25 protein-coding genes are annotated in these 23,376 nt (G+C 71.7%); 13 read left to right on the forward strand and 12 right to left on the reverse strand.

Translation table 11 applies throughout. From position 1 onward, the window contains the following. The first annotated feature begins 65 nt into the window (after nucleotides 1–65). Nucleotides 66–293: a hypothetical protein gene (locus ACFZDK_RS22490; RefSeq protein ID WP_390974891.1), complete on the forward strand. Its 228-nt coding sequence runs from the start codon at nucleotides 66–68 to the stop codon at nucleotides 291–293. A 109-nt stretch (nucleotides 294–402) separates the two neighbouring features. Here the strand turns inward: ACFZDK_RS22490 and ACFZDK_RS22495 are convergent, their stop codons facing one another. After that, entirely contained in the window at nucleotides 403–1,365 is a 963-nt protein-coding gene (locus tag ACFZDK_RS22495) for an oxidoreductase (protein ID WP_390974893.1), read from the reverse strand. 478 nt (nucleotides 1,366–1,843) lie between these two features. Between ACFZDK_RS22495 and ACFZDK_RS22500 the strand changes: the two genes are divergently transcribed. Continuing rightward, a complete protein-coding gene (locus ACFZDK_RS22500) occupies nucleotides 1,844–2,101 on the forward strand; it encodes a hypothetical protein (protein ID WP_365694945.1) in 258 nt (85 codons plus the stop codon). Nucleotides 2,102–2,117: 16 nt separating this feature from the next. Here the strand turns inward: ACFZDK_RS22500 and ACFZDK_RS22505 are convergent, their stop codons facing one another. From ACFZDK_RS22505 to ACFZDK_RS22520, 4 genes are all read right to left on the reverse strand, one after another. Then, nucleotides 2,118–3,359 carry a ricin-type beta-trefoil lectin domain protein gene (locus tag ACFZDK_RS22505; RefSeq protein ID WP_390974895.1) on the reverse strand — a complete coding sequence of 414 codons (1,242 nt, stop codon included), beginning with the start codon at nucleotides 3,357–3,359 and terminating at the stop codon, nucleotides 2,118–2,120. 153 nt (nucleotides 3,360–3,512) lie between these two features. Beyond that, nucleotides 3,513–3,965 carry a VanZ family protein gene (locus ACFZDK_RS22510; RefSeq protein ID WP_390975053.1) on the reverse strand — a complete coding sequence of 151 codons (453 nt, stop codon included), beginning with the start codon at nucleotides 3,963–3,965 and terminating at the stop codon, nucleotides 3,513–3,515. Nucleotides 3,966–4,437: 472 nt separating this feature from the next. After that, entirely contained in the window at nucleotides 4,438–5,070 is a 633-nt protein-coding gene (locus tag ACFZDK_RS22515) for a DUF4230 domain-containing protein (protein WP_390975055.1), read from the reverse strand. Between the two features lie 181 nt (nucleotides 5,071–5,251). Next, nucleotides 5,252–6,067, reverse strand: a complete 816-nt coding sequence (locus ACFZDK_RS22520) for a helix-turn-helix domain-containing protein (protein WP_390974897.1) — start codon at nucleotides 6,065–6,067, stop codon at nucleotides 5,252–5,254. A gap of 74 nt (nucleotides 6,068–6,141) precedes the next feature. Here ACFZDK_RS22520 and ACFZDK_RS22525 point away from each other — a divergent pair, with 74 nt between their 5' ends. The 3 genes from ACFZDK_RS22525 (at nucleotide 6,142) to tuf (ending at nucleotide 9,127) form a co-directional block, all read left to right on the forward strand. Further along, a complete protein-coding gene (locus tag ACFZDK_RS22525; RefSeq protein WP_390974899.1) occupies nucleotides 6,142–6,855 on the forward strand; it encodes an SDR family NAD(P)-dependent oxidoreductase in 714 nt (237 codons plus the stop codon). A 59-nt stretch (nucleotides 6,856–6,914) separates the two neighbouring features. Further along, nucleotides 6,915–7,868 (forward strand): ribose-phosphate diphosphokinase, encoded by a 954-nt coding sequence (locus ACFZDK_RS22530; protein WP_390974901.1) that lies wholly within the window; start codon nucleotides 6,915–6,917, stop codon nucleotides 7,866–7,868. Between the two features lie 65 nt (nucleotides 7,869–7,933). Beyond that, entirely contained in the window at nucleotides 7,934–9,127 is a 1,194-nt protein-coding gene (gene tuf / locus ACFZDK_RS22535; protein WP_390974903.1) for an elongation factor Tu, read from the forward strand. Between the two features lie 29 nt (nucleotides 9,128–9,156). Here the strand turns inward: tuf and ACFZDK_RS22540 are convergent, their stop codons facing one another. Together ACFZDK_RS22540 and ACFZDK_RS22545 are read right to left on the reverse strand one after the other, a co-directional pair. Further along, entirely contained in the window at nucleotides 9,157–9,549 is a 393-nt protein-coding gene (locus ACFZDK_RS22540) for an anti-sigma factor antagonist (protein ID WP_390974905.1), read from the reverse strand. 174 nt (nucleotides 9,550–9,723) lie between these two features. Then, nucleotides 9,724–10,152 carry a MarR family transcriptional regulator gene (locus ACFZDK_RS22545; RefSeq protein WP_355709336.1) on the reverse strand — a complete coding sequence of 143 codons (429 nt, stop codon included), beginning with the start codon at nucleotides 10,150–10,152 and terminating at the stop codon, nucleotides 9,724–9,726. A 105-nt stretch (nucleotides 10,153–10,257) separates the two neighbouring features. Here ACFZDK_RS22545 and ACFZDK_RS22550 point away from each other — a divergent pair, with 105 nt between their 5' ends. Together ACFZDK_RS22550 and ACFZDK_RS22555 are read left to right on the forward strand one after the other, a co-directional pair. Then, nucleotides 10,258–11,715 carry an aldehyde dehydrogenase family protein gene (locus tag ACFZDK_RS22550; RefSeq protein WP_390974908.1) on the forward strand — a complete coding sequence of 486 codons (1,458 nt, stop codon included), beginning with the start codon at nucleotides 10,258–10,260 and terminating at the stop codon, nucleotides 11,713–11,715. Between the two features lie 24 nt (nucleotides 11,716–11,739). Beyond that, entirely contained in the window at nucleotides 11,740–12,846 is a 1,107-nt protein-coding gene (locus ACFZDK_RS22555; RefSeq protein ID WP_390974910.1) for a zinc-binding dehydrogenase, read from the forward strand. A 12-nt stretch (nucleotides 12,847–12,858) separates the two neighbouring features. Here ACFZDK_RS22555 and ACFZDK_RS22560 read toward each other — a convergent pair whose 3' ends face one another. Further along, entirely contained in the window at nucleotides 12,859–13,809 is a 951-nt protein-coding gene (locus tag ACFZDK_RS22560) for a zinc-binding dehydrogenase (RefSeq protein WP_390974913.1), read from the reverse strand. A 159-nt stretch (nucleotides 13,810–13,968) separates the two neighbouring features. Between ACFZDK_RS22560 and ACFZDK_RS22565 the strand changes: the two genes are divergently transcribed. Then, a complete protein-coding gene (locus tag ACFZDK_RS22565; protein WP_390975057.1) occupies nucleotides 13,969–14,817 on the forward strand; it encodes a hypothetical protein in 849 nt (282 codons plus the stop codon). Nucleotides 14,818–14,820: 3 nt separating this feature from the next. On the opposite strand, the gene ACFZDK_RS22570 is transcribed toward ACFZDK_RS22565, so the two are convergent. Then, a complete protein-coding gene (locus ACFZDK_RS22570) occupies nucleotides 14,821–15,387 on the reverse strand; it encodes a TetR family transcriptional regulator (protein WP_390974914.1) in 567 nt (188 codons plus the stop codon). Continuing rightward, nucleotides 15,384–15,746 carry a DUF1304 domain-containing protein gene (locus ACFZDK_RS22575; RefSeq protein WP_362321814.1) on the reverse strand — a complete coding sequence of 121 codons (363 nt, stop codon included), beginning with the start codon at nucleotides 15,744–15,746 and terminating at the stop codon, nucleotides 15,384–15,386. Before ACFZDK_RS22575 ends, ACFZDK_RS22570 begins: the two co-directional genes overlap by 4 nt. Nucleotides 15,747–16,026: 280 nt before the next feature. Between ACFZDK_RS22575 and ACFZDK_RS22580 the strand changes: the two genes are divergently transcribed. From ACFZDK_RS22580 to ACFZDK_RS22600, 5 genes are read left to right on the forward strand one after another with little or no spacing between them, the layout of a single operon-like run. Then, on the forward strand, nucleotides 16,027–17,847 hold the full coding sequence (locus tag ACFZDK_RS22580; RefSeq protein ID WP_390974916.1) for an ATP-binding protein: 1,821 nt from the start codon (nucleotides 16,027–16,029) through the stop codon (nucleotides 17,845–17,847). 5 nt (nucleotides 17,848–17,852) lie between these two features. After that, the gene (locus tag ACFZDK_RS22585) at nucleotides 17,853–18,263 is read left to right on the forward strand and encodes a roadblock/LC7 domain-containing protein (RefSeq protein WP_046733906.1); all 411 of its coding nucleotides are present in this window, start codon (nucleotides 17,853–17,855) and stop codon (nucleotides 18,261–18,263) included. Next, entirely contained in the window at nucleotides 18,260–18,631 is a 372-nt protein-coding gene (locus ACFZDK_RS22590; RefSeq protein WP_355709351.1) for a DUF742 domain-containing protein, read from the forward strand. Before ACFZDK_RS22585 ends, ACFZDK_RS22590 begins: the two co-directional genes overlap by 4 nt. Next, nucleotides 18,612–19,217, forward strand: a complete 606-nt coding sequence (locus tag ACFZDK_RS22595; RefSeq protein WP_390974918.1) for an ATP/GTP-binding protein — start codon at nucleotides 18,612–18,614, stop codon at nucleotides 19,215–19,217. The genes ACFZDK_RS22590 and ACFZDK_RS22595 overlap by 20 nt, the downstream gene beginning before the upstream one ends. Further along, on the forward strand, nucleotides 19,214–20,455 hold the full coding sequence (locus ACFZDK_RS22600; protein WP_390974919.1) for a cytochrome P450: 1,242 nt from the start codon (nucleotides 19,214–19,216) through the stop codon (nucleotides 20,453–20,455). The genes ACFZDK_RS22595 and ACFZDK_RS22600 overlap by 4 nt, the downstream gene beginning before the upstream one ends. A gap of 65 nt (nucleotides 20,456–20,520) precedes the next feature. On the opposite strand, the gene ACFZDK_RS22605 is transcribed toward ACFZDK_RS22600, so the two are convergent. Together ACFZDK_RS22605 and ACFZDK_RS22610 are read right to left on the reverse strand one after the other, a co-directional pair. Next, on the reverse strand, nucleotides 20,521–21,552 hold the full coding sequence (locus ACFZDK_RS22605; protein WP_390974921.1) for a 7-epi-alpha-eudesmol synthase: 1,032 nt from the start codon (nucleotides 21,550–21,552) through the stop codon (nucleotides 20,521–20,523). Between the two features lie 194 nt (nucleotides 21,553–21,746). Continuing rightward, nucleotides 21,747–23,366, reverse strand: a complete 1,620-nt coding sequence (locus ACFZDK_RS22610) for an amidohydrolase family protein (RefSeq protein WP_390974923.1) — start codon at nucleotides 23,364–23,366, stop codon at nucleotides 21,747–21,749. Nucleotides 23,367–23,376 lie beyond the last annotated feature (10 nt).

Below are 23,376 nucleotides of genomic sequence, written 5' to 3' on the forward strand. Positions count from 1 at the left end.
TCCGTTTGAGGACTCCCCGGCGAGGTACTCGCCCACCGCTCGGACCGACACGAGGGGAGTACGCCGTGGGCGACCGACGGGGCGAGCGGCCCGTACCCCGGGACATGCAGGACCAGCAGGCCGGGACCGACGGCCGGGATCCGTGGGAAGCGGCCGAGGGCCGTCACCCGGACGGCCGCGACGACGCCGGCCTGCTGCCCGACACCGACGAGGCCGGGACCGGACCTCGGGGTGCACCGAGCTCGGGGGCGGTGCAGCCCGGTGACCCGCTGCCGGACGAGCCGTCGGACTGATCCGGCTGGCTCGGCAACTGACCGCCGATCTGGGGGAGTTCATCGACGCGGGGCGGGTGGCGCGGCGCGCGGCCGCCTGAGCGTCCCGGTGGCCTGGGCGCCTCGGGGATCAGGCGAACGCGTTCACGCCCGTCAGCTCGGCCGAGAGGTCCCAGAGCCGGGCGGCCTGCTCGCGGTCGATCGCCCAGGCCTGCACGCCGGTCGTCCCGCCCGCGACGGCGGGTTCGGCCATGTCGCAGTCCTCCAGGTACACCCCGCCCATGTCCGCCAGCTGCGGGGAGGTGGCGGCCCAGGTCTGGGTGGCCGCACCCTGCTCGGGCGTCTTGAAGCCCTGCGGGTTCAGCACGGTGCCCTGCTCGTCGATCCAGCCGCGCTCGATCATCTCCTCACGGGGGATGTGGCGCTGCAGCGGGGTCATGATGCCGCCCGGGTGCAGGGCGAATGCCCGCACGCCGGCGTCCCGGCCGAGCCGGTCCAGGTGTACGGCGAACAGCACGTTCGCGGTCTTGGCCTGGCCGTACGCCTCCCACTTGTCGTAGCCGTGCGTCCACTGGACGTCGTCCCAGCGCATGCCGGAGAAGTGGTGGGCGCGGGACGAGACCGACACGACCCGGGCGCCGCCCGGCTCGATGGCCGGCCAGAGCCGGTTGACGAGGGCGAAGTGCCCGAGGTGGTTGGTGGCGAACTGGGCCTCCCAGCCTGGTCCGACCCGGGTCTCGGGGCAGGCCATGATCCCCGCGCTGTCGATCATGAAGTCGACGGTCCGGCCGGAGGCCAGGAACCGCTCGGCGAAGCCGCGCACGCTGTCCAGGTCGCCGAGGTCCAGCTCGTCCACCTCGACCCGGTCGAGGCCGGTCAGCGCCTCCCGGGCGGCCTCGGCGCGCCGCGCGGGGACGACGACGTGGGCACCCGCCTCGGTCAGGGCCCTGGTGGTCTCCAGACCGAGCCCGGAGTAACCCCCGGTGACGATGGCCAGCCGGCCGCCGAGGTCGAGGCCCGCCAGGACGTCGGCGGCCGTGCTCTCCGCGCCGAAGCCGGAACCGATCTTGTGCTGAGGAGTCGTGGTGTTCATGAAGGGAACGCTACGAATTGGAGCGCGCTCGAAGTCAAGGGGAGAATCCCGCGGGTGCGCCGAACGGCTCCGGTCGGTCCTGAACGGCCTTGAACAGGAGAAAGCCCCGGCCGCGACGGGGGATTCGCGGCCGGGGCGGCCAGGTGGTGGGCACGGATGGCGGTCGCCTCTCGGCGAAAGGCTCCACAGGGCTTCAGCCGAACGATCGTCCCTGTGGGCAAAAGGTGAGGCCCGGGGACACTGTCCCATCCGCACCCACGGCTGGTTCAACGGGCAACCACCCTGCGGTGTTCCAGGCCCACTCGTGATCCGCGTCACCCTGGGGGACGGTCGACGCTCCGTGGCCCTCTCCCTTCTCAAGCCCGCGCAAACATCCGGGCAAATCTCCGGCCGCCGAAGCGGTGACCAGCAGGGCCACCCCGCCGTCAGGGTGACTCGGGCAGGCCACTTCCGCCCGGGGAGATCTACCCTCGATTGCATGACCGAGATAGCGAGCCCCCACATCTCCCAGCCGCGGATCCTGGTGCTCGGGGTCATGACCGGCAAGCCGGGCTCCTCGCCCTTCCGCATCGTGGAGATCGACGGCGAGGTGGTCGCCGAGGCGAGGGACATCACCCAGGTGCTGTCGGTCGCCGCGGCCTACGGCATCACGGTCCACGACCTCGACGACCCGGGAGTGGTGTGCTGGGTGGGCGGGGACAAGTACACCTGGACGCCCCGCCCACCGCGCCGCTAGCCGACGGGCCGGACGCTCAGCCGACGGTCCACTTCTGGTTGGCGCCGCCCGTGCAGGTCCAGATCTGCAGCCGGGTGCCGTTGGCCGAGTTGTTGCCGGTGGCGTCCAGGCACTTGTTCGCCTGGGGGTTCACGATGTCGTGCGCCGAGGACACGGCCCACTTCTGGGCGGCGCTGCCGTTGCAGTCGTAGAGCTGGACCGTCGTGCCGTCCGCCGTGCCGCCGCCGGTGACGTCGAGGCACTTGCCCAGCGCGCGGATGGTCCCGTCGCTGCCGACCGTCCACTGCTGCGCGGCGGTGCCGTTGCAGTCGTAGAGCTGTACGGCCGTGCCGTTGGCGGAGTTCGCCCCGGCCACGTCCACGCACTTGCCGGCCAGGCCCTTGATCGCGACCCCGGTCGCGGTGTCACTCGTGGTCACCGACACCGAGTCCACGACCAGCTGCTGCGGGAAGGAGGTGGAGCTGTCCGGGTCGCCCGGCCAGTAGCCGCCGACGGCCAGGTTCAGGATCAGGAAGAACGGCTTGTTGAACGCCCAGGTGTTGCCGCCCACGTCGGCGGGCGTGCGGGTCTGGTAGACGGTGCCGTCGACCGACCACTTGATCGAGTTGGGTGCCCAGTCCACCGCGAAGGTGTGGAAGGCGTCCGCGAAGGCCTGGCCGTTCGGCAGCGAGTAGGCCGCGCCTATGCCGGCGGAGCCGGAGTAGCCGGGACCGTGGATGGTGCCGTGCACGGTCGAGGGCTCGTAGCCGACGTTCTCCATCACGTCGATCTCGCCCGAGTTCGGCCAGCCGACCGACCCGATGTCGGTGCCGAGCATCCAGAACGCGGGCCACATGCCCTGCCCGCGCGGGATCTTCATCCGGGCCTCGACATGCCCGTACTGGGCGCTGAACTTCCCGGACGTGTTCATCCGGGCCGAGGTGTACTGGCAAGTGCCGTACCAACACTGGTAGTTGGCGGGATTCTCCTTCTTGGCCGTGATGACCAGGTGGCCCTGGCCGTCGAGGGCCGCGTTGCTGGTGCCCGAGGTGTAGTACTGCCGCTCGTGGTTGTTGACGTTGTCGCCGGTCTCCATCGACCACTTCGAGGAGTCGACCGCCGAACCGGCGGCCCCGTCGAAGTTGTCGGAGAAGGTGACGGCGGCCGCGCCGGCGTCGGCGGCCTGTGCCTGGCGGGCCGGGCCGACCGCGAAGGAACCGACCAGTGCGGCGGACAGGACGGCGAACAGGCATCTGCGGAGCAAGCGTGGGGAGGCCACGGCTCCTCCTTCCGTACGGCGGCCGGGCGCGGGGAGGCAGCCGGCCGGGGTGGGGGGTGAAGGCGTCGCCTGTTGATTTAAGGAGTGAGATAAGTGGGCGTCAATACTTTGGTACGGACCAGTCTCGGACGTTCGGGCGGGTGCCCTCCGGGGTTACGCCTTGCGCGTGCGCGCGTGCACCGCGCGGCCGAGGCGGCGGCCCAGCAGCAGCCAACCGACCAGCGCCCCCGCGGTGTTGAGGATGACGTCGTCCACATCGAAGGCCCGGCCGGTGACCAGCGCCCCCTGCGCCAGCTCCACCAGCAGCATCACGATCGCGGTCAGCGCCAGCACCCGCAGGACGCCCCGGGCGCCGGGCGCCAGGACCGGCACCAGGATCCCGAACGGGACCCCGAGCAGGATGTTCCCGCCGATCTGTTTGACGGCGTCACGGAAGGCGGGCTGGTCCAGATAGATCCTGAGGGTGGCGCCGGGATGCAGATTGGTGTGGGCGATCGACACCGACGCCGGGGACGGATCCAGGGTCAGCTGGGCCAGTACGACGGCGAACGCCACCATCGCGGTGAAGGCGCACGCCATGGCCAGCAGCCGCAGCGGGAGGGGCAGCGGACGGCGTTCCGCGGCGGACCTGGCCGCGGCCGCCTTCGCGCCCTTGCCGCTCTTGTCGCCGGCCTTGGCGGAGGCGCCCTTGCGGGCCGTGCCGGCCTTTCCTGTGCCGCCCGCCTTGCCGGTGGCGCTCGCCTTGCCGGTGCCGCCGACCCTGCCCTTCTTGGCGGCGGCGGCCGGTTTGGCGGCCGTACCCTTCTTCGGGTCGGCGCCCGGCTCGGCACGGCGGACCCCGACGATACGTCCTGCCCTGGTGAACAGCCCGGCCCTGCTTCCCGTGCCCCCGCCCTTCTTCGTCTCCTCGGTGGTCCCGCCCTTGCTGGTGCGCGGGCGCGAGGCGGCGCTGGCCATGTCGGTCCTCCACTCTTCAACTTCATTGCGTGGTAAGCCAGTTACCCGGGAAACGCCCGGCGATGCAGCCCCGCCCGGCGGTGGCCGAAGCACACCGCCGGGCCCCCGTGGCGCCCGTCGGTCAGACGGTGCCGTAGGACACATGCACCTCCGTGAACCCGAGGGAGTGCAGCAGGCCCTCCAGCATGTTGGTGGTGTTGGTCTCGGCCCGGGTGGTCAGCCCGCTGTCCTTGGCCGCCGTGGAGATGTGCTTCACGGCCAGCTTCTGCACCGCCTGCTCGCTGTTGGGGTTGTCGGAGAACAGGTCGCCCAGCCGGTCCAGCAGACCGCGCTCCTTGGACACGGCGTAGGAGTGGTCGGGGTCCAGGGTGGCCTTGCCGAGTTGCGCGTGCGGCAGCCGGATCGTCGCCTCGGTCCGGTCGCCGTTGACCGTCACGTCCTTCCGGTGGATCTTGCCGAGATCGACATAGGCGTCGACATTGCCCGCCCCGACGTACAGGGTGCGGGTGCCGCGGATCGCGCTGGGCAGGTACTTGGCGTCCTTCTCCAGGTCCACGACGACCTGGAAGTTGCCGGACGCGGCGTCGTAACGGCTCATGTCCGTGATGGACTTGAGCAGCGCGGGACCCGTGTTGTCCCGGGTCTCGGTGCCGAACAGGTCCTTGATGCCCGGCAGCACCGCCAGTTTGATCCCGGCGAACAGCACCACGAGCACCAGCACGAACGCGGTGAGCAGTTTCGCCCAGCCGGGCATGCGCCGGGGCAGGGCCTTGACGGGCGTCTCCTTCGTGGAGCTCGCCTTGCTCTCCTTCGTGGAACTCGCCATGTGACGGTCCTCCTTTCCACCGAGACGAATGCCCGGCAGAAGCCTTGTCAGACCGTGTTGTCGGCCGATTGAGACAGCTGACGCAGTACTGGTACAGAGTGGCGAACAGCTAGGCCCGCGCGGCAAGTTCGGCGATCCGGCGGGCCGACGGCGAGCCCGGGTCCGCTGTGACGAGGACGACCTCCTGGTCGTCCTCCGGCACCAGCAGGACGTCGCAGTTCAGCCGCAGCCGCCCCAGTTCAGGATGGTCGAGGACCTTGGCGCGGTGCCCCGGCGCGTGTACCGGATGGGTCGCCCAGATCTGCCGGAACTCCTCGCTTCCCGTGCGCAACTCGTCCAGGAGGGCGGCGAGTCGCGTGTCGTGCGGATAGCGTTCGGCGGCCCGCCGGAGCCGGGCCACCACCAGGTGTCCGAACTCCTCGGCGCCGGAGCTGGCGTACATCCGTCCCTGGCCCAGGAAGCGCCGCCGCGCCAGGCTGGTCGTGCCGCGTCCCAGGTCCCCGCCGAACAGCAGCTGGGCGAGTGGGTTCCAGGCGACCAGGCCGTAGGCCGCGTCGGTGACGATCGCCGCCGTGTCGGGGAGCCGCTCCAGCATCCGGGACACGTGCGGGCGCACCTGCCGGGGCGCCGACGTGCCGGGCGGCGGGGCCGCCGAGCCGGCCAGCCGGAAGAGGTGGCTGCGCTCGGCGGGGGCCAGCCGCAGGGCGCCGGCCAGGGCGTCCAGGACGCGTGGGGAGGGGCGGGGGCCGCGGGCCTGCTCCAGACGGGTGTAGTAGTCGACCGACATATGGGCCAGCTCGGCGACCTCCTCGCGCCGCAGGCCGGGCGTACGGCGCGGGACGGTGCCCGGCGACAGCCCCACCGCGGCCGGCCGCAGCGCCGCCCGGCGCTCCCGCAGGAAACGGGCCAGTTCCTGCCTGGCCATACGGCCGCCTCCCCGGTCCGCCTGGTACAGACGGTCCCTGGCAGGACGGACGCGACCGGGGAACCGTGGCTGTCATGAACGATCGCACAGCACTCGTCACCGGTGCCAACAAGGGCATCGGCTTCCATGTCGCCCGGCTCCTCGCCGAGGAGGGCTGGACCGTCCACGTCGGCTCCCGGGACACCGGGCGCGGCGAGCGGGCCGCCCTGGAGATGGGCGGGGACGCCCGGCTCCTCGTCCTCGACGTCACGGATCCCGGCAGCGTCGAACGCGCCGCCGCGCGGATCGAACGCCTGGACGTCCTGGTCAACAACGCGGGCGTCCAGCCGGTGACCGGCACGCCCGCCGAAACCGGCGTCGAGGACCTGCGGCGGACGTACGAGACGAACGTCTTCGGGGTCGTCGCGGTCACCAACGCCTTCCTGCCCGCCCTGCGCCGCTCCGCCCGTCCGCGGGTCGTGAACGTCTCCAGCGGCACCGCGTCCCTCGACTGGAGCACCCACCCCAATCCGCAGTTCGCGCACGGCAGCCCCAGGTCGGCCGCCTACCGCTCCTCGAAGGCCGCACTCAACGCGCTGACCGTGTTCTACGCCCAGGAACTGGCCGCGGACGGGATCAAGGTGAACGCCCTCGCCCCCGGGCGACGGGCCACCGACCTGGTCCCCGGGATCACCGGCGGCGGCGATCCGGTCGAGGCCGCGCGCGGGGCCGTACGGCTGGCGCTGCTGTCCGACGACGGGCCGACCGGCGGGTTCTTCTCCTGGGACGGCACACCCGTGCCGTGGTGAGAGCGCCACGGTCCGTAGCATGAGCCCGTAGCCCGTATTGATCATGCGAGGAGCGGATCGTGCGAGACATCGCGGTCTTCAGCGGCAGCGCCCACCCCGAGCTGGCCGAGGAGGTCTGCGCGCACCTCGGGGTGCCGCTCAGCCCGACCCGGGTCAGCAGGTTCGCCAACGACTGTCTGGAGGTGCAGCTCCAGGCCAACTGCCGGGAGCGGGACGTCTTCCTGATCCAGCCCCTGGTCCGGCCGGTGCAGGAGCACCTGGTGGAGCTGCTGCTGATGTGCGACGCGGCCCGGGGTGCCTCGGCCGGCCGGATCACGGTCGTCATGCCGCACTACTCCTACGCCCGCTCCGACAAGAAGGACGCCCCCCGCATCTCGCTCGGCGGCCGGCTGGTCGCCGACCTGATGGTGGCCGCGGGCGCGGGCCGGGTGCTCGCCATGACCCTGCACGCCCCGCAGGTGCACGGCTTCTTCTCGGTGCCGGTCGACCATCTGCACGCGCTGCGGGAACTGGCCGCGCACTTCCGGCGCTACGACCTGTCCCGCACCACCGTCGTCTCGCCCGACCTAGGCAACGCCAAGGAGGCCGCCGCCTTCGCCCGGCTGATCGGCGCCCAGGTGGCGGCCGGCGCCAAGCAGCGGTTCGCCGACGACCGGGTCACCATCAGCTCGGTCATCGGCGATGTCACCGACCGGGACGTCATCGTGCTCGACGACGAGATCGCCAAGGGCAGCACGGTGCTCGAACTCCTCGACCGGCTCAGGGAGTTCGGACCGCGGTCGATCCGGGTGGCGTGCACCCACGGGCTGTTCGCGGCCGGGGCGCTGAAGCGGCTGAGCGAGCAGCCCGACGTGCTGGAGATCGTCTGCACCAACACCGTGCCGGTGCCCGCCGAGGAGCACACCGACAAGTTGCGGATCCTCTCCATCGCCCCGGCGCTGGCCGAGGCCGTACGCCGGATTCACAACGGTGAGTCCGTGAGCGCCCTGTTCGACGAGCCGCGCAACCTCTAGACAGGAAGGAGGAGTTGACGCGCTGAACCGCGCTCGGCGGTACCGAGGCGGACGGGAGGCCCCCAGTGGCGAAGGCCAGGTTCGAGCGGACCAAACCGCATGTGAACATCGGCACCATCGGGCACATCGACCACGGCAAGACGACACTCACCGCAGCCATCACCAAGGTGCTGCACGACAAGTTCCCGCAGCTCAACCCCTTCACCCCGTTCGACCAGATCGACAAGGCGCCCGAGGAGCGGCAGCGCGGCATCACCATCTCCATCGCGCACGTCGAGTACCAGACCGAGCGCCGGCACTACGCGCACGTCGACTGTCCCGGCCACGCCGACTACATCAAGAACATGATCACCGGGGCCGCCCAGATGGACGGGGCGATCCTGGTGGTCGCGGCCACCGACGGGCCGATGCCGCAGACCAAGGAACATGTGCTGCTGGCCCGCCAGGTCGGCGTGCCGTACATCGTCGTCGCGCTCAACAAGACCGACATGGTCGACGACGAGGAGATCCTGGAACTGGTGGAGCTGGAGGTGCGCGAGCTGCTCACCGAGTACGAGTTCCCCGGCGACGACGTCCCGGTGGTCAGGGTCTCCGCACTCCGGGCGCTGGCGGGCGACCCCGAGTGGACCGCGGCACTGCTCGAACTCCTCGACGCCGTGGACGAGTTCGTGCCCGAGCCGGTGCGGGACGTGGACCGGCCGTTCCTGATGCCCATCGAGGACGTCTTCACCATCACCGGCCGGGGCACGGTCGTCACCGGCCGGATCGAGCGGGGCGTGCTGCGGGTCAACAGCGAGGTCGAGATCATCGGCATCCACCCGCAGAGGACCAGGACCACGGTCACCGGCGTCGAGATGTTCCGCAAGCTGCTGGACGAGGGCCGGGCCGGGGAGAACGTCGGGCTGCTGCTGCGCGGGGTCAAACGGGACGACGTGGAGCGCGGCCAGGTCGTCATCAGGCCCGGATCGGTCACCCCGCACACGGAGTTCGAGGCGCGGGCGTACATCCTCTCCAAGGACGAGGGCGGTCGGCACACCCCGTTCTTCCAGAACTACCGTCCCCAGTTCTACTTCCGTACCACCGACGTGACCGGAGTGGTCACTCTGCCCCCGGGCACCGAGATGGTGATGCCGGGCGACAACACCACCATGCACATCGAGCTGATCCAGCCGATCGCGATGGAGGAGGGGCTGAAGTTCGCCATCCGCGAGGGCGGGCGGACGGTCGGCGCCGGTCAGGTCACGAAGATCCTCATGTAGCGCCCGCGGGACAGCGCCCGCGGGAAGCGTCATAAGGTGCCGGACGTGGCCTCCGGCTGGTCCAGGGCCGCGTCCAGCGTCGCCAGCGGCGGCAGCAGCCGCGACAGTCCCGTCACCCTCAGCACCCGCAGGGTCAGCGGGTGGGTGCACACCAGCGTGAGCCGTCCGTCGCGCTCCAGCACCCGGCTGCGGGCCCGGTAGAGCAGCCGCAGCCCGGAGCAGTCGAAGAACTCGATGTGCCGCAGGTCGATCACCACCAGGGAGCTGTCCCGCGCGGTCACCCGGTCCAGGTACGGCGTCATCTCCGTGGCCGCCGCGATGTCGATCTCGCCGCGGAACTCCAGCACCGTGTGTCCGCGGTCCTGGCGGATGCGCAGGTGCCGGGTGAGCGACGCGGGATCCTGTCCGGATTCCTGGCGCACGACGGCATCACCTCCCACCCCTGCCGGTTCAATTCCGTTCCCCGCCCTGCAAGTTACCCTCGATGGAGGGAATTTGAGCATGTTCGATTGACATATGTCTGCTGCTTCGGCGCGCCATTTTCTGTGGCGTGCGCGACAGTCGGCGAACGGGCACGTGGGAGCGGTACCGCTCCGCTACGAAAGGGCGTGCCAGGCCTTGCTCAGCGCCTGGCGGAACTGCTCCTCCTGGTGCGCGGTGAGCTCCCGCACCATCCGTTCCTCCAGCTCCCGCACCGGCCCGGCCACCCCGGCGAGCAGCTCGCGCGCGGAGTCGGTCAGCAGGATCAGCAGCTCGCGCCGGTTGCGCGGATTGCGCTCCCGCCGGATCAGTCCACGGCTCTCCAGGGACCGTACGAGGTCGGCCATCGACTGGGCGGTCACGAAGGAGTCCCGCGCCAACTGGGCGGCCGACAGGCCGTCGTGGCGCTCCAGGACGGTCAGGGCCGTGTACTGCAGCGCCGTGATCCCGGCGGGCTTCACCAGCTCGTCGAGATGCGAGCGCACCACCAGCTCCACCTGCTTGACCATGTACAGCAGCGAGGGGCCTGTCTTTGTACCGACCATGCGTGCACCCTAGACCATTGACAGGAATCCTGTCTGTAGTGAGACTGCCCACCAACAGGAAACCTGTTTGTTGAAGGTTTGGCGATCAATGCTGGGAGTGGGCCAATGACGACCACCTTCGGGACCGGACCGGGGCAGCTGTTCATCGCGGGGCAGTGGCGGGAGGCCGCCGACGGGGCCCGGACGGAGGTGACCGACCCGGCCACCGGCCAGGTGATCACCACCGTCGCGGAGGCCGGCGCCGCCGACGTCGACGCCGCCGTGCGCGCCGCCCGCGAGGCCTTCGACGCGGGGGAGTGGTCGGGGCTCAGCGGCCGGGAGCGCGGCCGGGTGCTGCACCGGATCGCCGAGCTGATCCGGGAGAACGCCGAGGAGATCGCCGCGCTGGAGAGCCTCGACGTCGGCAAGCCGATCACGCTCGCCGGAGCCGTCGACGTCACCAACGCGGCCAACGACTACGAGCACTTCGCGGCCCTTGCCCACGCACTGGACGGCGCCGTCCGCGACGTCCAGCTCAACGCCCTCGCCTACACCCGCCGCGAACCCCTCGGCGTGGTCGCCGCCATCACCCCGTTCAACTTCCCGCTCATCCTGGCCGGTTCGAAGATCGGCCCGGCCCTCGCCGCCGGCAACACGGTCGTCCACAAGCCCGCCGACGAGACCCCGCTCAGCGCCCTCTACATGGCCCGGCTGTTCCAGGAGGCGGGTGTCCCTGATGGGGTGATCAACGTCGTCACCGGCGCCGGACCGGTCGCGGGCGAGGCCCTGCTGCGCCACCCGGGCGTCGACAAGGTCGCCTTCACCGGCTCCACCGCCATCGGCCGGCACGTCGCCAGCACGGCGGGTCAGGCGCTCAAGCCGGTCACCGTGGAACTCGGCGGCAACGCGGCCCACCTCGTCTTCGAGGACGCCGACCTGGAGAAGGCCGTCGGCGCGGTGATCAAGGCCTTCGTCTTCAACACCGGCCAGTTCTGCATGGGCGGCCCCCGGCTCCTGGTCGCCCGCCCGGTCTACGCCACCCTGCTCGGCATCCTCGCCGAGGCCGTCCCCGGCGTCCCGGTCGGCGACCCGCGCGACCCGGCCACCGTCGTCGGCCCGATGGCGGGCGAGAAGCACCTGCGCAAGGTCGAGGAGTACGTCGAACTCGCCCGCAAGGAGGGCGCCCGCATCGTCTGCGGCGGCGAACGCCTCGACCTGGACGGCGGCTACTACTACAAGCCGACCGTCGTCGCCGACCTGCCCAACGACTCCCGGGTGATCCAGGACGAGATCTTCGGCCCCGTCCTCACCGTGCAGCCCTTCGACTCCGAGGACGAGGCCGTCGCCCTCGCCAACTCCACGCCGTACGGCCTGGCCTCAGGCGTCCAGACCGGCAACCTGGCCCGCGCGCACCGGGTCGCCGCCCGGCTCCAGGCCGGCATCGTCTGGGTCAACGACTGGGCGATGCTCGACCCCGCCGTCCCCTTCGGCGGCGTCAAGGCCTCCGGCTTCGGCCGCGAGTACGGCCCCGAGTCCCTCGCCGCCTACACCCAGGTCAAGTCCGTCGTCATCTCGCTCGACTGAGCCCGCAGACCAGGAGTCCGTACGATGTCCCTCACCACCCGAGCCGCCGTCGTCGAGTCCGGTGGCGCGCCCTTCACCCTCGCCGAGGTCGAACTCGACCAGCCGGGCCCCTACGAGGCGCTGGTCCGCATGGTGGCCACCGGTCTGTGCCACACCGACCTCGGTGTGGCGAGCGGCGGGCTGCCCTTCCCACTGCCCGGAGTCCTCGGCCACGAGGGCGCCGGGGTCGTCGAGGCCGTCGGCTCCGCCGTCACCGGCGTGGCCCCCGGCGACCATGTCGTGCTGTCCTTCACCTCCTGCGGAGCCTGCCCCAACTGCCACGGCGGCCACCCCGCCTACTGCGCCACCTGGCTGCCGCTCAACCTGATCGGCGGCCGGCGCGCCGACGGCACCCACACCGTCAGCCGCGGCGGCGAGCCGCTCGGCGGCCACTTCTTCGGCCAGTCCTCGTTCGCCGAGCGGGCGTTGGTGGACGAGCGCAGCCTGGTCAAGGTCGACCCGGACGTCCCGCTGGAGTCGATCGCCCCGCTCGGCTGCGGGGTGCAGACCGGGGTCGGCGCCGTGTGGAACGTACTGGAGCCGGCCACCGGCAGCACGGTTGTCGTGCTGGGCGCCGGAGCGGTCGGCCTGTCGGCGGTCATGGCGGCCGCGCTCACCCCCGCCACCACGATCGTCGCCGTCGACCGGGTGGCCGAACGCCTGGAACTGGCAAGGGAGTTGGGTGCCACGCACACCGTCGACGCGACCCGGGAGAGCGTCCCCGAGGCGCTCGGGCGGATCTCGGACGGAGCCGGCGCCGACGGAATCGTGGAGACGACCGGCAGCCCCGCCGTGCTGCGCCAGGGCGTCGACGCGCTCGCCGCCCGCGGCACCCTGGTCGTCGTCGGCGCCCCGCCCTTCGGCACCGAAGTCTCCCTGGACGTCAACGGGTTGCTGGGCGGCAAGCGGATCGTCGGCCTGACCCTCGGGGACAGCGAGACCCAGGCCTTCATCCCGGCCCTGGTCCGCCTCGTCCGCGAGGGCCGGCTGCCGCTGCACCGGCTGATCACCACCTACCCGTTCGCCGAGATCGACCGGGCCGTGCGGGACATGAGCACGGGCAAGGCGATCAAACCCGTGCTCACCTTCTGAGCCCCGACCGCGTCAGTCCACCACCAGGACCAGCTTGCCCGTGGTCCGGCCGGTGCCGCCCAGTTCGTGCGCCTTGGCGGCATCGGCCAGCGGGAAGGTCCCCGCGACCGTGGCCCGCAGCTTCCCCTCCTCGACCAGGGAGGCGACCGCCCGCATCCCGGCCCGGTCGGCGTCCACCAGCATCCGCACCGCCCGCACGCCCAGTCGCTCGGCCTCCTCGTACAGCTGCGGGGCGCCCACCGGCAGGATCGACACCAGGACCCCGCCGGGCCGCAGCACCCGCAGCGAGGCCGTCGCGGTGTCGCCGCCGACGGTGTCGAGCACCACGTCCACGTCCCGGACCGCCTCGGTGACGTCCACCGACCGGTAGTCGACCGGCTCGTCCACGCCGATCTCCCGCAGGAAGTCGTGCTTGCCGGCGCTCGCCGTGCCGATCACATACGCCCCGCGTGCCTTGGCGATCTGCACCGCCACATGCCCGACCCCGCCGGCCGCCGCGTGGATCAGCACCCGCTGCCCCGCCCGCACGTCGGCGTACTCCACCAGCGCCTGCCAGGCCGTCAGGGACACCAGCGGCAGCGCGCCCGCCTGGACGTGGTCGATCACGTCCGGCTTGGGCACCAGGGCCCGGGCGGGCAGGATCGCGTACTCGGCGTGCGTGCCGTGCCCGAACGGGTAGGGCGCCATGCCGAAGACCTCGTCACCGGGCTTGAATGCGGCGACGCCGATACCGGTCTCCTCGACCGTGCCGGAGACGTCCCAGCCGAGGACGAAGGGCGGCTCGCCCAGGAAGGCGCCGAGTTCCCGGTGCTTCCAGTCGGTCGGGTTGAGACCGGCCGCCCGCACCCGGACCAGCACCTCGTTGGGGCGCGGCCTCGGCCGCGCCGTCTCGACCAGTTTCAGCACCTCGGGGCCGCCGAGGACGTCCTGGCTCATCGCACGCATGGTGTTCACATCACTCATGGTCACCCAGCCTGCCCCGGCGCGCCCCTCCTGGAAATGGCACGATTGCCAAGCTTCGATAGGATCGTGCCAAGCGATGGATCCCGGCGGACCCGCGCGAACGTTCCGGCCCGCTCCGGCGTCGAAGGGCGGCAGGACGGCGAGGAACAGGGGTGGGGGATGCGCAGAGGTCTGGTGGCGGCGACGGTGCTGGTGGCGGCCGCGGCGGTGGCCTGTGGCGGCGGGAGCCGGCCGGCCGTCGTGGTGCAGGGGACGCCGCCGGCGACGCCGTACCGGGGGTCGCTGGACATCCCCACGAAGGAGGTCGACGGGAACACCCCGCAGGCCATGCGCACCGCCTCCGGAGCCGCGGGCCGGGCCCTGGAATGCGACGGGGAGATCTACTGGGGCGGCGGACCCGACGGCTGGAGCCGCGACGACGGCGGCGACTCGCCGGAGGACGGCCTCCGGCTCTTCTTCCACATGTTCGATCCCGAGGTACCGCGCGGCGGCTACCGCGTGGAGCGGCGGGAGGCCGACCGCGTCCTGTACTCCTACGACGTCGGCGGCCGCACCGAGGTGGCCGTCGTGGTCGCCAGAGGCCAGAAGGACAGGCCGGGCTGGGGACCGGAGACCTACGCCACCTGCGACCCCTCCGAACTCCCGGCGAGCGTCACGTCGGGACCCGGGTGGCCCGAGATCTGGACGGACGCGCACGGCCGGCGGGTGCCGGTCACGACGATCAGCAGTACCTCCGGGCCGGAGCACTGCGGCTGGCAGTCCGCGGTCTTCCTGACCCTCGGCGACCGGACGTACGTCCGCGATCCGCACGGCGTGCTCGCCGCCGACTCCTTGCTCGACGGCCGCTACGACGGTGACGTGACGATGCCCGCCGACGCGCACGACACCGGATACCGGTTCCGCGACCGGCGGCTGTGGCTGACGGACGACGGTGACACGGCGTACGTCCGCACCTCCCACGGGGTCGAGGCCTGGCCGAAGGAGCGGCGCGACTTCGCCTGCGACTGAGACTCAGCGGCTCATGTGCAGGGCGACCAGCAACTGCCACACCTGGTCCGCCACTTGCTCGGCGGTGGCGTCCAGCAGGCCGTGCAGCCAGTCGGCCAGCACCCCGGCGAAGGTGGCCGCCACCGCCGAGGCCACCAGCGGGGCGTCCGCCGCCCCCGCCAGCTCCCGCTCGGCCAGACTGCGCGCCCGCAGGTCCCGGTGGAGCACCCGGCCCAGCGGGCCCCCGCCGCCCGGCGCGAGCAATTCCCGGTACAGGGCCGCGTGCGGGACCAGCCCCGCGAAGAACTCCCGCAGCGCGGGCGGCGCGTGCACCGGATCGGGCCGGCCGCGCCAGGCGTGCAGTGCGTCCACCGCCTCCCGTACGACGTCCGCGCAGGCGTCGACCGCCAGCGCCGCCAGGTCGTCGTAGTGCACGTAGAAGGTGGCCCGGCCCACCCCTGCCCGGCGCGCCAGCGCGGCCACGCCCACCTCGGCGAGCGGCCGTTCGGCGCACTCCTCCAGCAGGGCCGCGCGCAGCCGGGCCCGGGTGCGGGCCGCCCGCGGGTCCTTTGGGGCCGGGCGCCCGGTCATCGGGCGGCGAGGACGGCGGCCAGGGCGAGCGCGCCGGGCAGCGCCTGGGCGAACAGGATCCGCCGGTTGGCCGTGACCGCGCCGTACACCCCGGCCACCACCACGCACGACAGGAAGAACACCTGGGCCCGGAAGCCGGTCGGGTCGGCCGCGACCAGCCCCCACACCAGGCCGGCCGCCAGGAAGCCGTTGTAGAGGCCCTGGTTGGCGGCGAGCGGCGCGGTCCGGCGGGCCAGTTCCGCGTCGAAGCCGTGGAAGCGCATCCCGGGCGCCTTCTGCCACAGGAACATCTCCATCACCAGGATGTACGCGTGCAGCGCGGCCACCAGGCCGACCAGCACGTTGGCCAGGATTTCCATGATCGTTGGACCCTCCCCATCTCTTGAACAGGTGTCCACTATAGCTGGACAGCTGTCCAGGAAATATCGGCTCGGCCCACTGGCGGGCCGTGACGGAACCCTCACTTCCACGAGGCGTCGAGGTTGATCCTTTAGGGCTCGAACCCGATAAGCTCCACTCCGTCACAGCGAGTTGACGCACCCCACGGTGGGTCCGTCCCGCCGTGCGTACTCATGAGTGCGACCTTCGCACACTGCCCCTGTTCGCTGATGTTCGATTGTGTTGCTCCGAAGGATGCAGATGGAACTCGCCACTCCGCCGCCGGCGGCGCGGGCCCCTGTCGCGTGGTACAGCTGGTGGCTGATGCCGCTGGCCTTAGGGGGAGGGACGGTCGCCGCCACGTTCATGAGCTCCGAGCGAATAACCGCGGCCGTCGCCGGTGCCGCGGCCACCGCGGCGAGCTCCGTGTGTGTGCGACTGCTGATCCGCTCGCAGCGCCAACTGCGCAGTGCCGAGGGTTCGTTCCGCAGCTCGCAGGCCGAGCACTCCCTGCAGTGGCAGCAGCATGTCTCCGGTCTGGAACGGAAGTTCACGGCCGAGCGCGCCACGCTGGAGGGCCAGCTCAACGAGCAGGCCGCCGGGTTCGACGCACAGCTCGGTGAACAGGCGTCCGCCTTCGAGACCCGGCTGACCGAGCGGACCGCCCACTACGACGCCCGACTGGCCGAGCAGGCCCGGGCGTACGAGGAGCGGCTCGCCGACCAGCTGAAGTCCTCCGACGCCCAGCTCTCCGACCAGGCCGAGGTCTGGCAGGAGCAGCTGACGCACCAGCGGGCCGCGATCTCCCGGCTCGCCGGGGAACAGCTGCCGGACGCGCTGAAGCGGCTGCGCGAGGGCGACGCCGTCGACGACCTGCTGCCGGTGACCGAGCAGTGCGCCAAGGTCGACAAGGACCTCCAGGCCGACCTGCGCCGCATCCTGCGCACCTCGCTGATCGGCGTGGAGGAGGAGTTCAACCGCTCCACCTCCGCCGAGCAGGCCGTGATCAGCATCGGCAACCGCATCCACGTCCTGACCAGCAAGCTGCGCGGCCGGCTGCACGAGATGCAGGGCGAGCACGGCAGGCTGCCCGCCGTGGCCCGCGGGCTCATGGAGCTGGACCAGGAGCTCGGCCCCGCCGACTCCCTCGCCGCCAGCATCGGCGTGCTCGGCGGCTCCGACCGCCCGGGCCGCCAGTGGCAGGAGCCCCAGCGGCTGCTCAGCGTGGTGCGCGGCGGCATCGGCCGGATCAAGGACTTCCACCGCGTCGAGGTCCGGCACCTGCCCGAACTCGGCGTCGACGGCGGTCTGGTGGACCACCTGACCCTGATCTTCGCCCACCTCCTGGACAACGCGGCCCGCTACTCGCCGCCCACCGAGCCGGTCGTCGTCTCCGGCAAGGAGGTGCCCAACGGCGTCGGCATCGAGATCCAGGACTCCGGCAAGGGTCTGAGCGAGGAGAAGAAGCGCGAGGCCGAGCACTCCCTCGCCGGCACCGCGGCCGGACCCGGCATCGGCGGCATCTCCGAGGACGCCAACATCGGCCTCAGGGTCGTCGGCATCCTCGCCCGCCGCTACGGCATCCGGGTCACCTTCGCGGACTCGCCCTGGCTCGGCACCTCGGTCGTCGTCGTGGTCCCGCACAAGTTCTTCAGCCCGCTGCCCGCGGCCGCCCCCGCCCAGGTCCCCGCGCCGGCCGCCCCCGCCGCCGCGTCCCCGGCGCAGGCGCACGGCCCGGTCGCCGCCGAGACCGTCAGCCGGCCGGAGGCCGGCGAGGCCCCGGACACCACCCCGGGCGGACTGCCCCGCCGGCGCAGCCGGCGCCGTGAGGAGGAGCGGCCCGAGCCGCGCACCGCCCGCACGGAGGGCACCGCGTTCACCGCGGTCCCGCCGGAGGAGTCCTTCGCGGGCCTGGCCGCCTTCGCCACCGCGGGCCGCGCGCCCCTGGCGGACGAAGAGGCGGACAGCGAGGCCGAGTTGACCGGAGACCGAGACGCCGTGGCACCTGCCACCCCGGACGGCGCCGACGACGCCGCCGCCGGACGCGAGTCCACGCAGCGCCGCACTGAAGAGAGCGACTAGTCCACATGACGCAACAGGGAACCGACGTGAGCTGGGCGCTCCGCGATCTGGTCGAGAGCATCCCGGAGATCCGTTTCGCCCTCGTGGCCTCCAGCGACGGCAAGGCCATCACCTCCTTCGGCGCCGAGGACCCCGACGACGTGGACCGCTTCGCGGCCGTGGTGGCGGGGCTGCAGGCCCTGGCCCAGCCGGTCGCCGAGCAGTTCCCCAAGTACGCGGGGCAGCTGCGGCTGGCGATGATCGAGGTCGACGGCGGTCACCTCTTCGTCGTACGGGCCGGTGTGGAGACCTATCTCGGCGTCCTTGCCCGCGAGGGGCTCGACCAGGGCCTGCTCGGGCATCAGATGAGGGACCTGTCCCGGCGGATGGGCGAGCTGCTCGGCACCTCTCCGCGCCTGGAGGAGCACTCTGGATGAGTGCTCCCCGCCGGCCAACGGATCCGTCCGGTCTCGAGCGTTACTACGTCCTCACCGGAGGACGCAGCGGACCGGGCGGGTCGGCGTCGAGCCTCGATGTGGCCACCCTCGTCGTCTCCCGTACCGCTCCCGTCCCGGGGATGCAGCACGAGCACGAGGAGATAGTCCGGCGCTGCCGTGACCCGCTGTCGGTGGCCGAACTCACCGCCCATCTCGGATTGCCCTTCAACATTCTCGCGGTGCTGTTGGCGGATCTGCTGGACGCAGGCCGTATTGAAGCCCGTGATCCCATTCCGGCCCACCACGCCGGCCGCGGGCCCGACCTCGCGCTCCTCCAGGAGGTACTCAGTGGACTTGAAAGGCTTTGACCATCCCGGCGACCCCGGTGCCGGGGGGACCCGCTCGGTCAAGGTGATGATCGCCGGGGGGTTCGGCACCGGGAAGACCACCATGGTCCGCTCCGTCAGCGACATCAAGCCGCTCACCACCGAGGAGACCCTCACGCAGGCGACCGTCGGCGTCGACAACCTCATCGGTGTCGCGGACAAGGCCGAGACCACGGTCAGCCTCGACTTCGGCAAGATCAGCCTCAACGAGAGCCTGATGCTGTACCTGTTCGGCACCCCCGGACAGGAGCGGTTCTGGTTCCTGTGGAACGGCCTGTTCAAGGGCGCGCTCGGGGCGATCGTCCTGGTGGACACCCGCCGGCTGGCCTCCAGCTTCCGGGCCATCGAGGAGATGGAGCGGCAGAACGTGCCCTTCGTCATCGCCCTGAACGTCTTCCCGGACTCCGCGCGGCACCCCATCGAGGAGATCCGGGACGCCCTCGACATCTCCCCGCACACCCCGATCGTGGCCTGCGACGCCCGCGACCGGGCCTCCAGCCGCGACGTCCTCGTGGCGCTCATCCAGCACCTGCGGGAACGCTCGGCGGTATCCCTGGAGTCCCGATGAGCGCGCCGCACGATCCGGGCGCCACCGGCGGCTGCCCGGTGGCCCACGGCGCCGGGGTCACCCGCCTGTACGGGCCCGACGCGGAGCGGGACCCGCACGGCATCTACGAGCGGCTGCGCGAGACGTACGGGGCCGTCGCCCCCATCCTGGTGGAGGGCGACGTGCCCGCCTGGCTGGTGCTCGGCTACCGGGAGAACCGGCGGGTCCTCGACAACCCGCTCCAGTTCAGCCGTGATTCGCGGATCTGGCGGGACTGGCTGGACGGGAACGTCTCCCCGGCCTCCCCGCTGATGCAGATGGTGGGCTGGCGGCCCGACTGCGTCTCCCAGGACGGCGAGCCGCACCGCAGGCTGCGCGGCGCGGTCACCGACAACCTGCTGAAGGTGGCCGGGCGGGGCATCCGCCGCCATGTCACGCACTTCGCCAACAAGCAGATCGACGCCTTCGCCGGCACCGGCCGCGCCGACCTGGTCACGGACTTCGCCGAGTACCTGCCGATGCTGGTGCTCACCCGGGTCTTCGGGCTCGCCGAGAGCGAGGGGCGCACCCTCGCCGAGTCCAGCGCCCAGGTCATCAAGGGCGGCGCGGACGCCCTCGCGCACAACGACAAGATCGTCTCCATCCTCGCCGAACTCGCCGCCCGCAAGCGGTCGGAGCCCGGCTCGGACTTCGCCAGCGGCCTCATCGAGCACCACGCGGGTCTCGACGAGGACGAGATCGTCCAGCATCTGCGGCTGGTGCTGATCACCGCCCACACCACCACCAGCAACCTGCTGGCCCGGGTGCTGGAGATCGTCCTCACCGACGACGCCCTGCGCTCCGGTCTGGTCAGCGGCCAGCTGAACATGTCCTCCGTGGTGGAGGAGGTCATGTGGAACACCCCGCCGCTGGCCGTGCTGCCGGGCCGGTTCGCCACCTCCGACCTGGAGCTGGGCGGCTGCCCGGTCAAGGAGGGCGACATGCTGCTCCTCGGCCTGGCCGCCGGCAACGTGGACCCGCTGATCCGCCCGGACCTCGAAGCCTCCGTCGCCGGGAACCAGTCCCATCTGGCGTTCAGCGCCGGGCCGCACGAATGCCCGGGCCAGAACATCGGCCAGGGCATCATCGAGACGGCCGTGGACGTCCTGCTGCACCGGCTGCCGGGGCTGCGTCTGGCGGTACCGGCCGAGGAACTCACCTCGACGGCCTCCACCTGGGAGTCCCGACTGGACAGCCTGCCGGTCGAGTTCGCGGGCTGAGGGGCGCACGAGGCACGGCCCGGGGCCGCCGTCCGGCGGGACGGCGGCCCCGGGCCTTCGTCGGCTCACACCGCCAGCAGGTCGTCCACCGAACCCTGCCCGGCCAGTTCGGCCGCGGCCGCCGGACCCTCCTTGGCCGCCGCGTACCGGCCCGAGGACAGGCCCCACACGTAGTTGCCGTTGATCCAGTGCTGGATGGCCTCCACGCCCATCCGCACACCGTCCCGCTGTTTCTCGTCGAGCCCCAGCTCGTCGCACATCCGCGGCACCCGCGCCTCCAGTTCGACGTACTCGTCGAGGCAGAGGGTGGTCATCCGGTACGCCTCCTGCATGGCGTCCGTCCAGGAGCCGCCGCGCTCCCGGTGCAGCACGGCTATCAGGTTGTGGCCGTCGCCCCGGCGCCGCTCGCGCTCGAAGGAGTGGATGTCGTTCATGAACCCGATGGTGTCCGAGGCCAGATCACGCATCCGTTCCATCAGCGGATGCGCCTGCACCTGCGCCGGCACCTCGAAACGGCGGCTGCGCTCGCCCGCGTCGATGCTGTGGTGGATGCCGACGGTACGGCGCCTAAACGCCGCGTACTCGTCGAGACCGAGGGTGCCGGCCAGCCCGCGGGCCGCCAGGTCGACCTCCTCGCAGTGCGCGACCAGGAACCGGCCCCAGGAGGCCGCGAACCGCGTCCGCCAGGTCAGGGACATGCCATCGGAGAGATGCTGCCAGACCTCCGCCCAGGCCAGCGTGATCGGGCAGACCACCCGGGGCCGGATGCCGGACGGGCGCAGCGGTGTGGCGATCAGCTCCCGGGCGACGTCGGCGATCCGGTCGGCACGGTCCGGCCGATTGGCGTCGAACTGGTCATCGAAGAGAAAGGCCAGCGAGAACCAGTTCATCAGGACGACCATGTCCTCGGCCGAGGCGTGCGGGTAGGTCCGGGCGGCGGCCTGCGGAAGGTCCCACGACTTGTACTCCTCGAACCCCGCCTTGCTGCGCACCAGGTCCATGTCCCAGATCCAGCGCAGATGCCGGGCCCGGGCGTACTCCAGATGCTCGCTGACGGGGGTGTCGAAGGGCAGGTCGAAGGTGACGTCCTGAGGCATGTGCTTCCTTTCGGGAGACAGAGCGCAGAGTCCCCCCGGCCCTGCGAACGGGTGGCCCGTCGGCCACCCGCGCATTCGAACTGGCCTTCGTGGCTCGAAAGTTGAGCCGTGAAGCGGTACGAGGCTGCCCAGAGCGTAAATGATCTACGCGCCGCCCACGCCGTGACGCCTGTTACTGCTGATCACTCCCGAGTTCAGTACACTCGCGCGCCCCCCACGTACGTGTGTGCGACGCGGGTGTCCGCGATGTCCTGCGGGTCCCCGGCGAACGGATCGCGGTCCAGGACCACCAGGTCCGCGAGCGCACCGACCGCCACCCGGCCGGTGTCGTCCAGGTGGTTCACATACGCCGAACCGGCCGTGTACGCCGTGACCGCGTCCGCCAGGCCCAGCCGCTCCCCGGGCAGGAACACCGGCGCGTCGCCGCCCGGTTCGACCCGGTTCACCGCGACATGGATGCCCTGCAGCGGGTCGGGGCTGCTCACCGGCCAGTCGCTGCCGGCCGCGAGCCGCGCCCCGGAGCGCAGCAGCGACCCGAACGGGTACTGCCACCCGGCCCGTTCGGACCCCAGGAACGGAATGGTCAGCTCGTCCATCTGCGGCTCGTGCGCGGCCCACAGCGCCTGGATGTTCGCGGTGGCGCCGAGCCGGGCGAACCGCGGCACGTCGTCCGGGTGCACCACCTGGAGATGCGCCAGGTGGGGCCGCGTGTCGCTGGTCCCGTTGGCGGTCCGGGCCGCCTCGACCGCGTCCAGCGCGTCCCGTACCGCCCGGTCGCCCAGCGCGTGGAAGTGGCACTGCAAGCCGAGCGCGTCCAACTCGGTGACGTACTTGGGCAGTTGCCCCGGATCGATGAAGCTCTTGCCCCGATTGCCGGTCGCGCAGCCGCACTTGTCCAGATACGGGTCGAGCAGCGCGGCGGTGCCGTTCTCGGCGACCCCGTCCAGCATCAGCTTCACCGTGCCCGCCCGGAACCGGCCGTGGCTGAACGCGGCCCGCATCTCCACCAGTTCGGGAATCTGCTCGGCGCCGCGCTCCCGGTCCCACCAGAGCGCCCCCACCACCCGCGCGGTCAGCGAACCGTCCCGGGCCGCCGCGAGATACGCCTCGGCCGGGTTGTCCATGCCGAGGAACTCCCCGACCAGCGCGTCCTGCCAGGCCGTGATGCCGAGCGAGTGCAGATACCGCTGGGCGTGCAGCAGCGCCGCCAGCCGGTCCGCCGGGCCCGCCGCCGGCGCCAGCCGCCCCACCAGCTGCATCGCCCCCTCCTGCAGCGTCCCGCTCGGCACGCCGGACGCGTCCCGCTCGATCCGCCCGTCGGCCGGGTCGGGCGTGTCGCGGTCGATCCCGGCCAGCTCCAGGGCCCGGCTGTTGACCCAGGCCCCGTGATGGTCCCGGTTGGGCAGATACACCGGCCGGTCCGGTACGACGGAGTCGAGCAGCTCCTTCGTCGGCGTACCGCCCGCGAACGCCTCCATGGACCAGCCGCCGCCCAGGATCCACTCCCGCTCCGGATGCGTCTCGGCATAGGCGCGGACGGCGGCCACCGTCTCCTCGGCGGTCCGCAGCCCGGACAGGTCGCACTGGGTCAGCTCCAGCCCCGCCGGCACCGGATGGACGTGCGCGTCCTGGAACCCGGGCAGCAGCAGCCGGCCGGCGAGGTCGACCACCTCGGTGCGCGGCCCCGCGAGTTCCCGGAGGTCCTCGGCGGAGCCGACGGCGGCGACGCGTTCCCCGGTGACGGCGACGGCCGTCGCCGTCCGGCCCTCGGGGGTGAGGACAGGGCCGCCGGTGAAGAGCAGATCTGCGTGCATGTTTCCTGTT

The sequence above is a fragment of the Streptomyces sp. NPDC007901 genome (genome assembly GCF_042959465.1).
In the GTDB taxonomy this organism is placed as follows: domain Bacteria; phylum Actinomycetota; class Actinomycetes; order Streptomycetales; family Streptomycetaceae; genus Streptomyces.

Coding starts and splice junctions, on each gene's coding strand:
- ACFZDK_RS22495 (WP_390974893.1), bottom strand. CDS start 1,365: ATGAACACCACGACTCCTCAGCACAAGATCGGTTCCGGCTTCGGCGCG.
- ACFZDK_RS22500 (WP_365694945.1), top strand. CDS start 1,844: ATGACCGAGATAGCGAGCCCCCACATCTCCCAGCCGCGGATCCTGGTG.
- ACFZDK_RS22515 (WP_390975055.1), bottom strand. CDS start 5,070: ATGCCCGGCTGGGCGAAACTGCTCACCGCGTTCGTGCTGGTGCTCGTG.
- ACFZDK_RS22520 (WP_390974897.1), bottom strand. CDS start 6,067: ATGGCCAGGCAGGAACTGGCCCGTTTCCTGCGGGAGCGCCGGGCGGCG.
- ACFZDK_RS22525 (WP_390974899.1), top strand. CDS start 6,142: ATGAACGATCGCACAGCACTCGTCACCGGTGCCAACAAGGGCATCGGC.
- ACFZDK_RS22545 (WP_355709336.1), bottom strand. CDS start 10,152: ATGGTCGGTACAAAGACAGGCCCCTCGCTGCTGTACATGGTCAAGCAG.
- ACFZDK_RS22550 (WP_390974908.1), top strand. CDS start 10,258: ATGACGACCACCTTCGGGACCGGACCGGGGCAGCTGTTCATCGCGGGG.
- ACFZDK_RS22555 (WP_390974910.1), top strand. CDS start 11,740: ATGTCCCTCACCACCCGAGCCGCCGTCGTCGAGTCCGGTGGCGCGCCC.
- ACFZDK_RS22560 (WP_390974913.1), bottom strand. CDS start 13,809: ATGAGTGATGTGAACACCATGCGTGCGATGAGCCAGGACGTCCTCGGC.
- ACFZDK_RS22565 (WP_390975057.1), top strand. CDS start 13,969: ATGCGCAGAGGTCTGGTGGCGGCGACGGTGCTGGTGGCGGCCGCGGCG.
- ACFZDK_RS22570 (WP_390974914.1), bottom strand. CDS start 15,387: ATGACCGGGCGCCCGGCCCCAAAGGACCCGCGGGCGGCCCGCACCCGG.
- ACFZDK_RS22575 (WP_362321814.1), bottom strand. CDS start 15,746: ATGGAAATCCTGGCCAACGTGCTGGTCGGCCTGGTGGCCGCGCTGCAC.
- ACFZDK_RS22580 (WP_390974916.1), top strand. CDS start 16,027: ATGGAACTCGCCACTCCGCCGCCGGCGGCGCGGGCCCCTGTCGCGTGG.
- ACFZDK_RS22585 (WP_046733906.1), top strand. CDS start 17,853: ATGACGCAACAGGGAACCGACGTGAGCTGGGCGCTCCGCGATCTGGTC.
- ACFZDK_RS22590 (WP_355709351.1), top strand. CDS start 18,260: ATGAGTGCTCCCCGCCGGCCAACGGATCCGTCCGGTCTCGAGCGTTAC.
- ACFZDK_RS22600 (WP_390974919.1), top strand. CDS start 19,214: ATGAGCGCGCCGCACGATCCGGGCGCCACCGGCGGCTGCCCGGTGGCC.
- ACFZDK_RS22605 (WP_390974921.1), bottom strand. CDS start 21,552: ATGCCTCAGGACGTCACCTTCGACCTGCCCTTCGACACCCCCGTCAGC.
- ACFZDK_RS22610 (WP_390974923.1), bottom strand. CDS start 23,366: ATGCACGCAGATCTGCTCTTCACCGGCGGCCCTGTCCTCACCCCCGAG.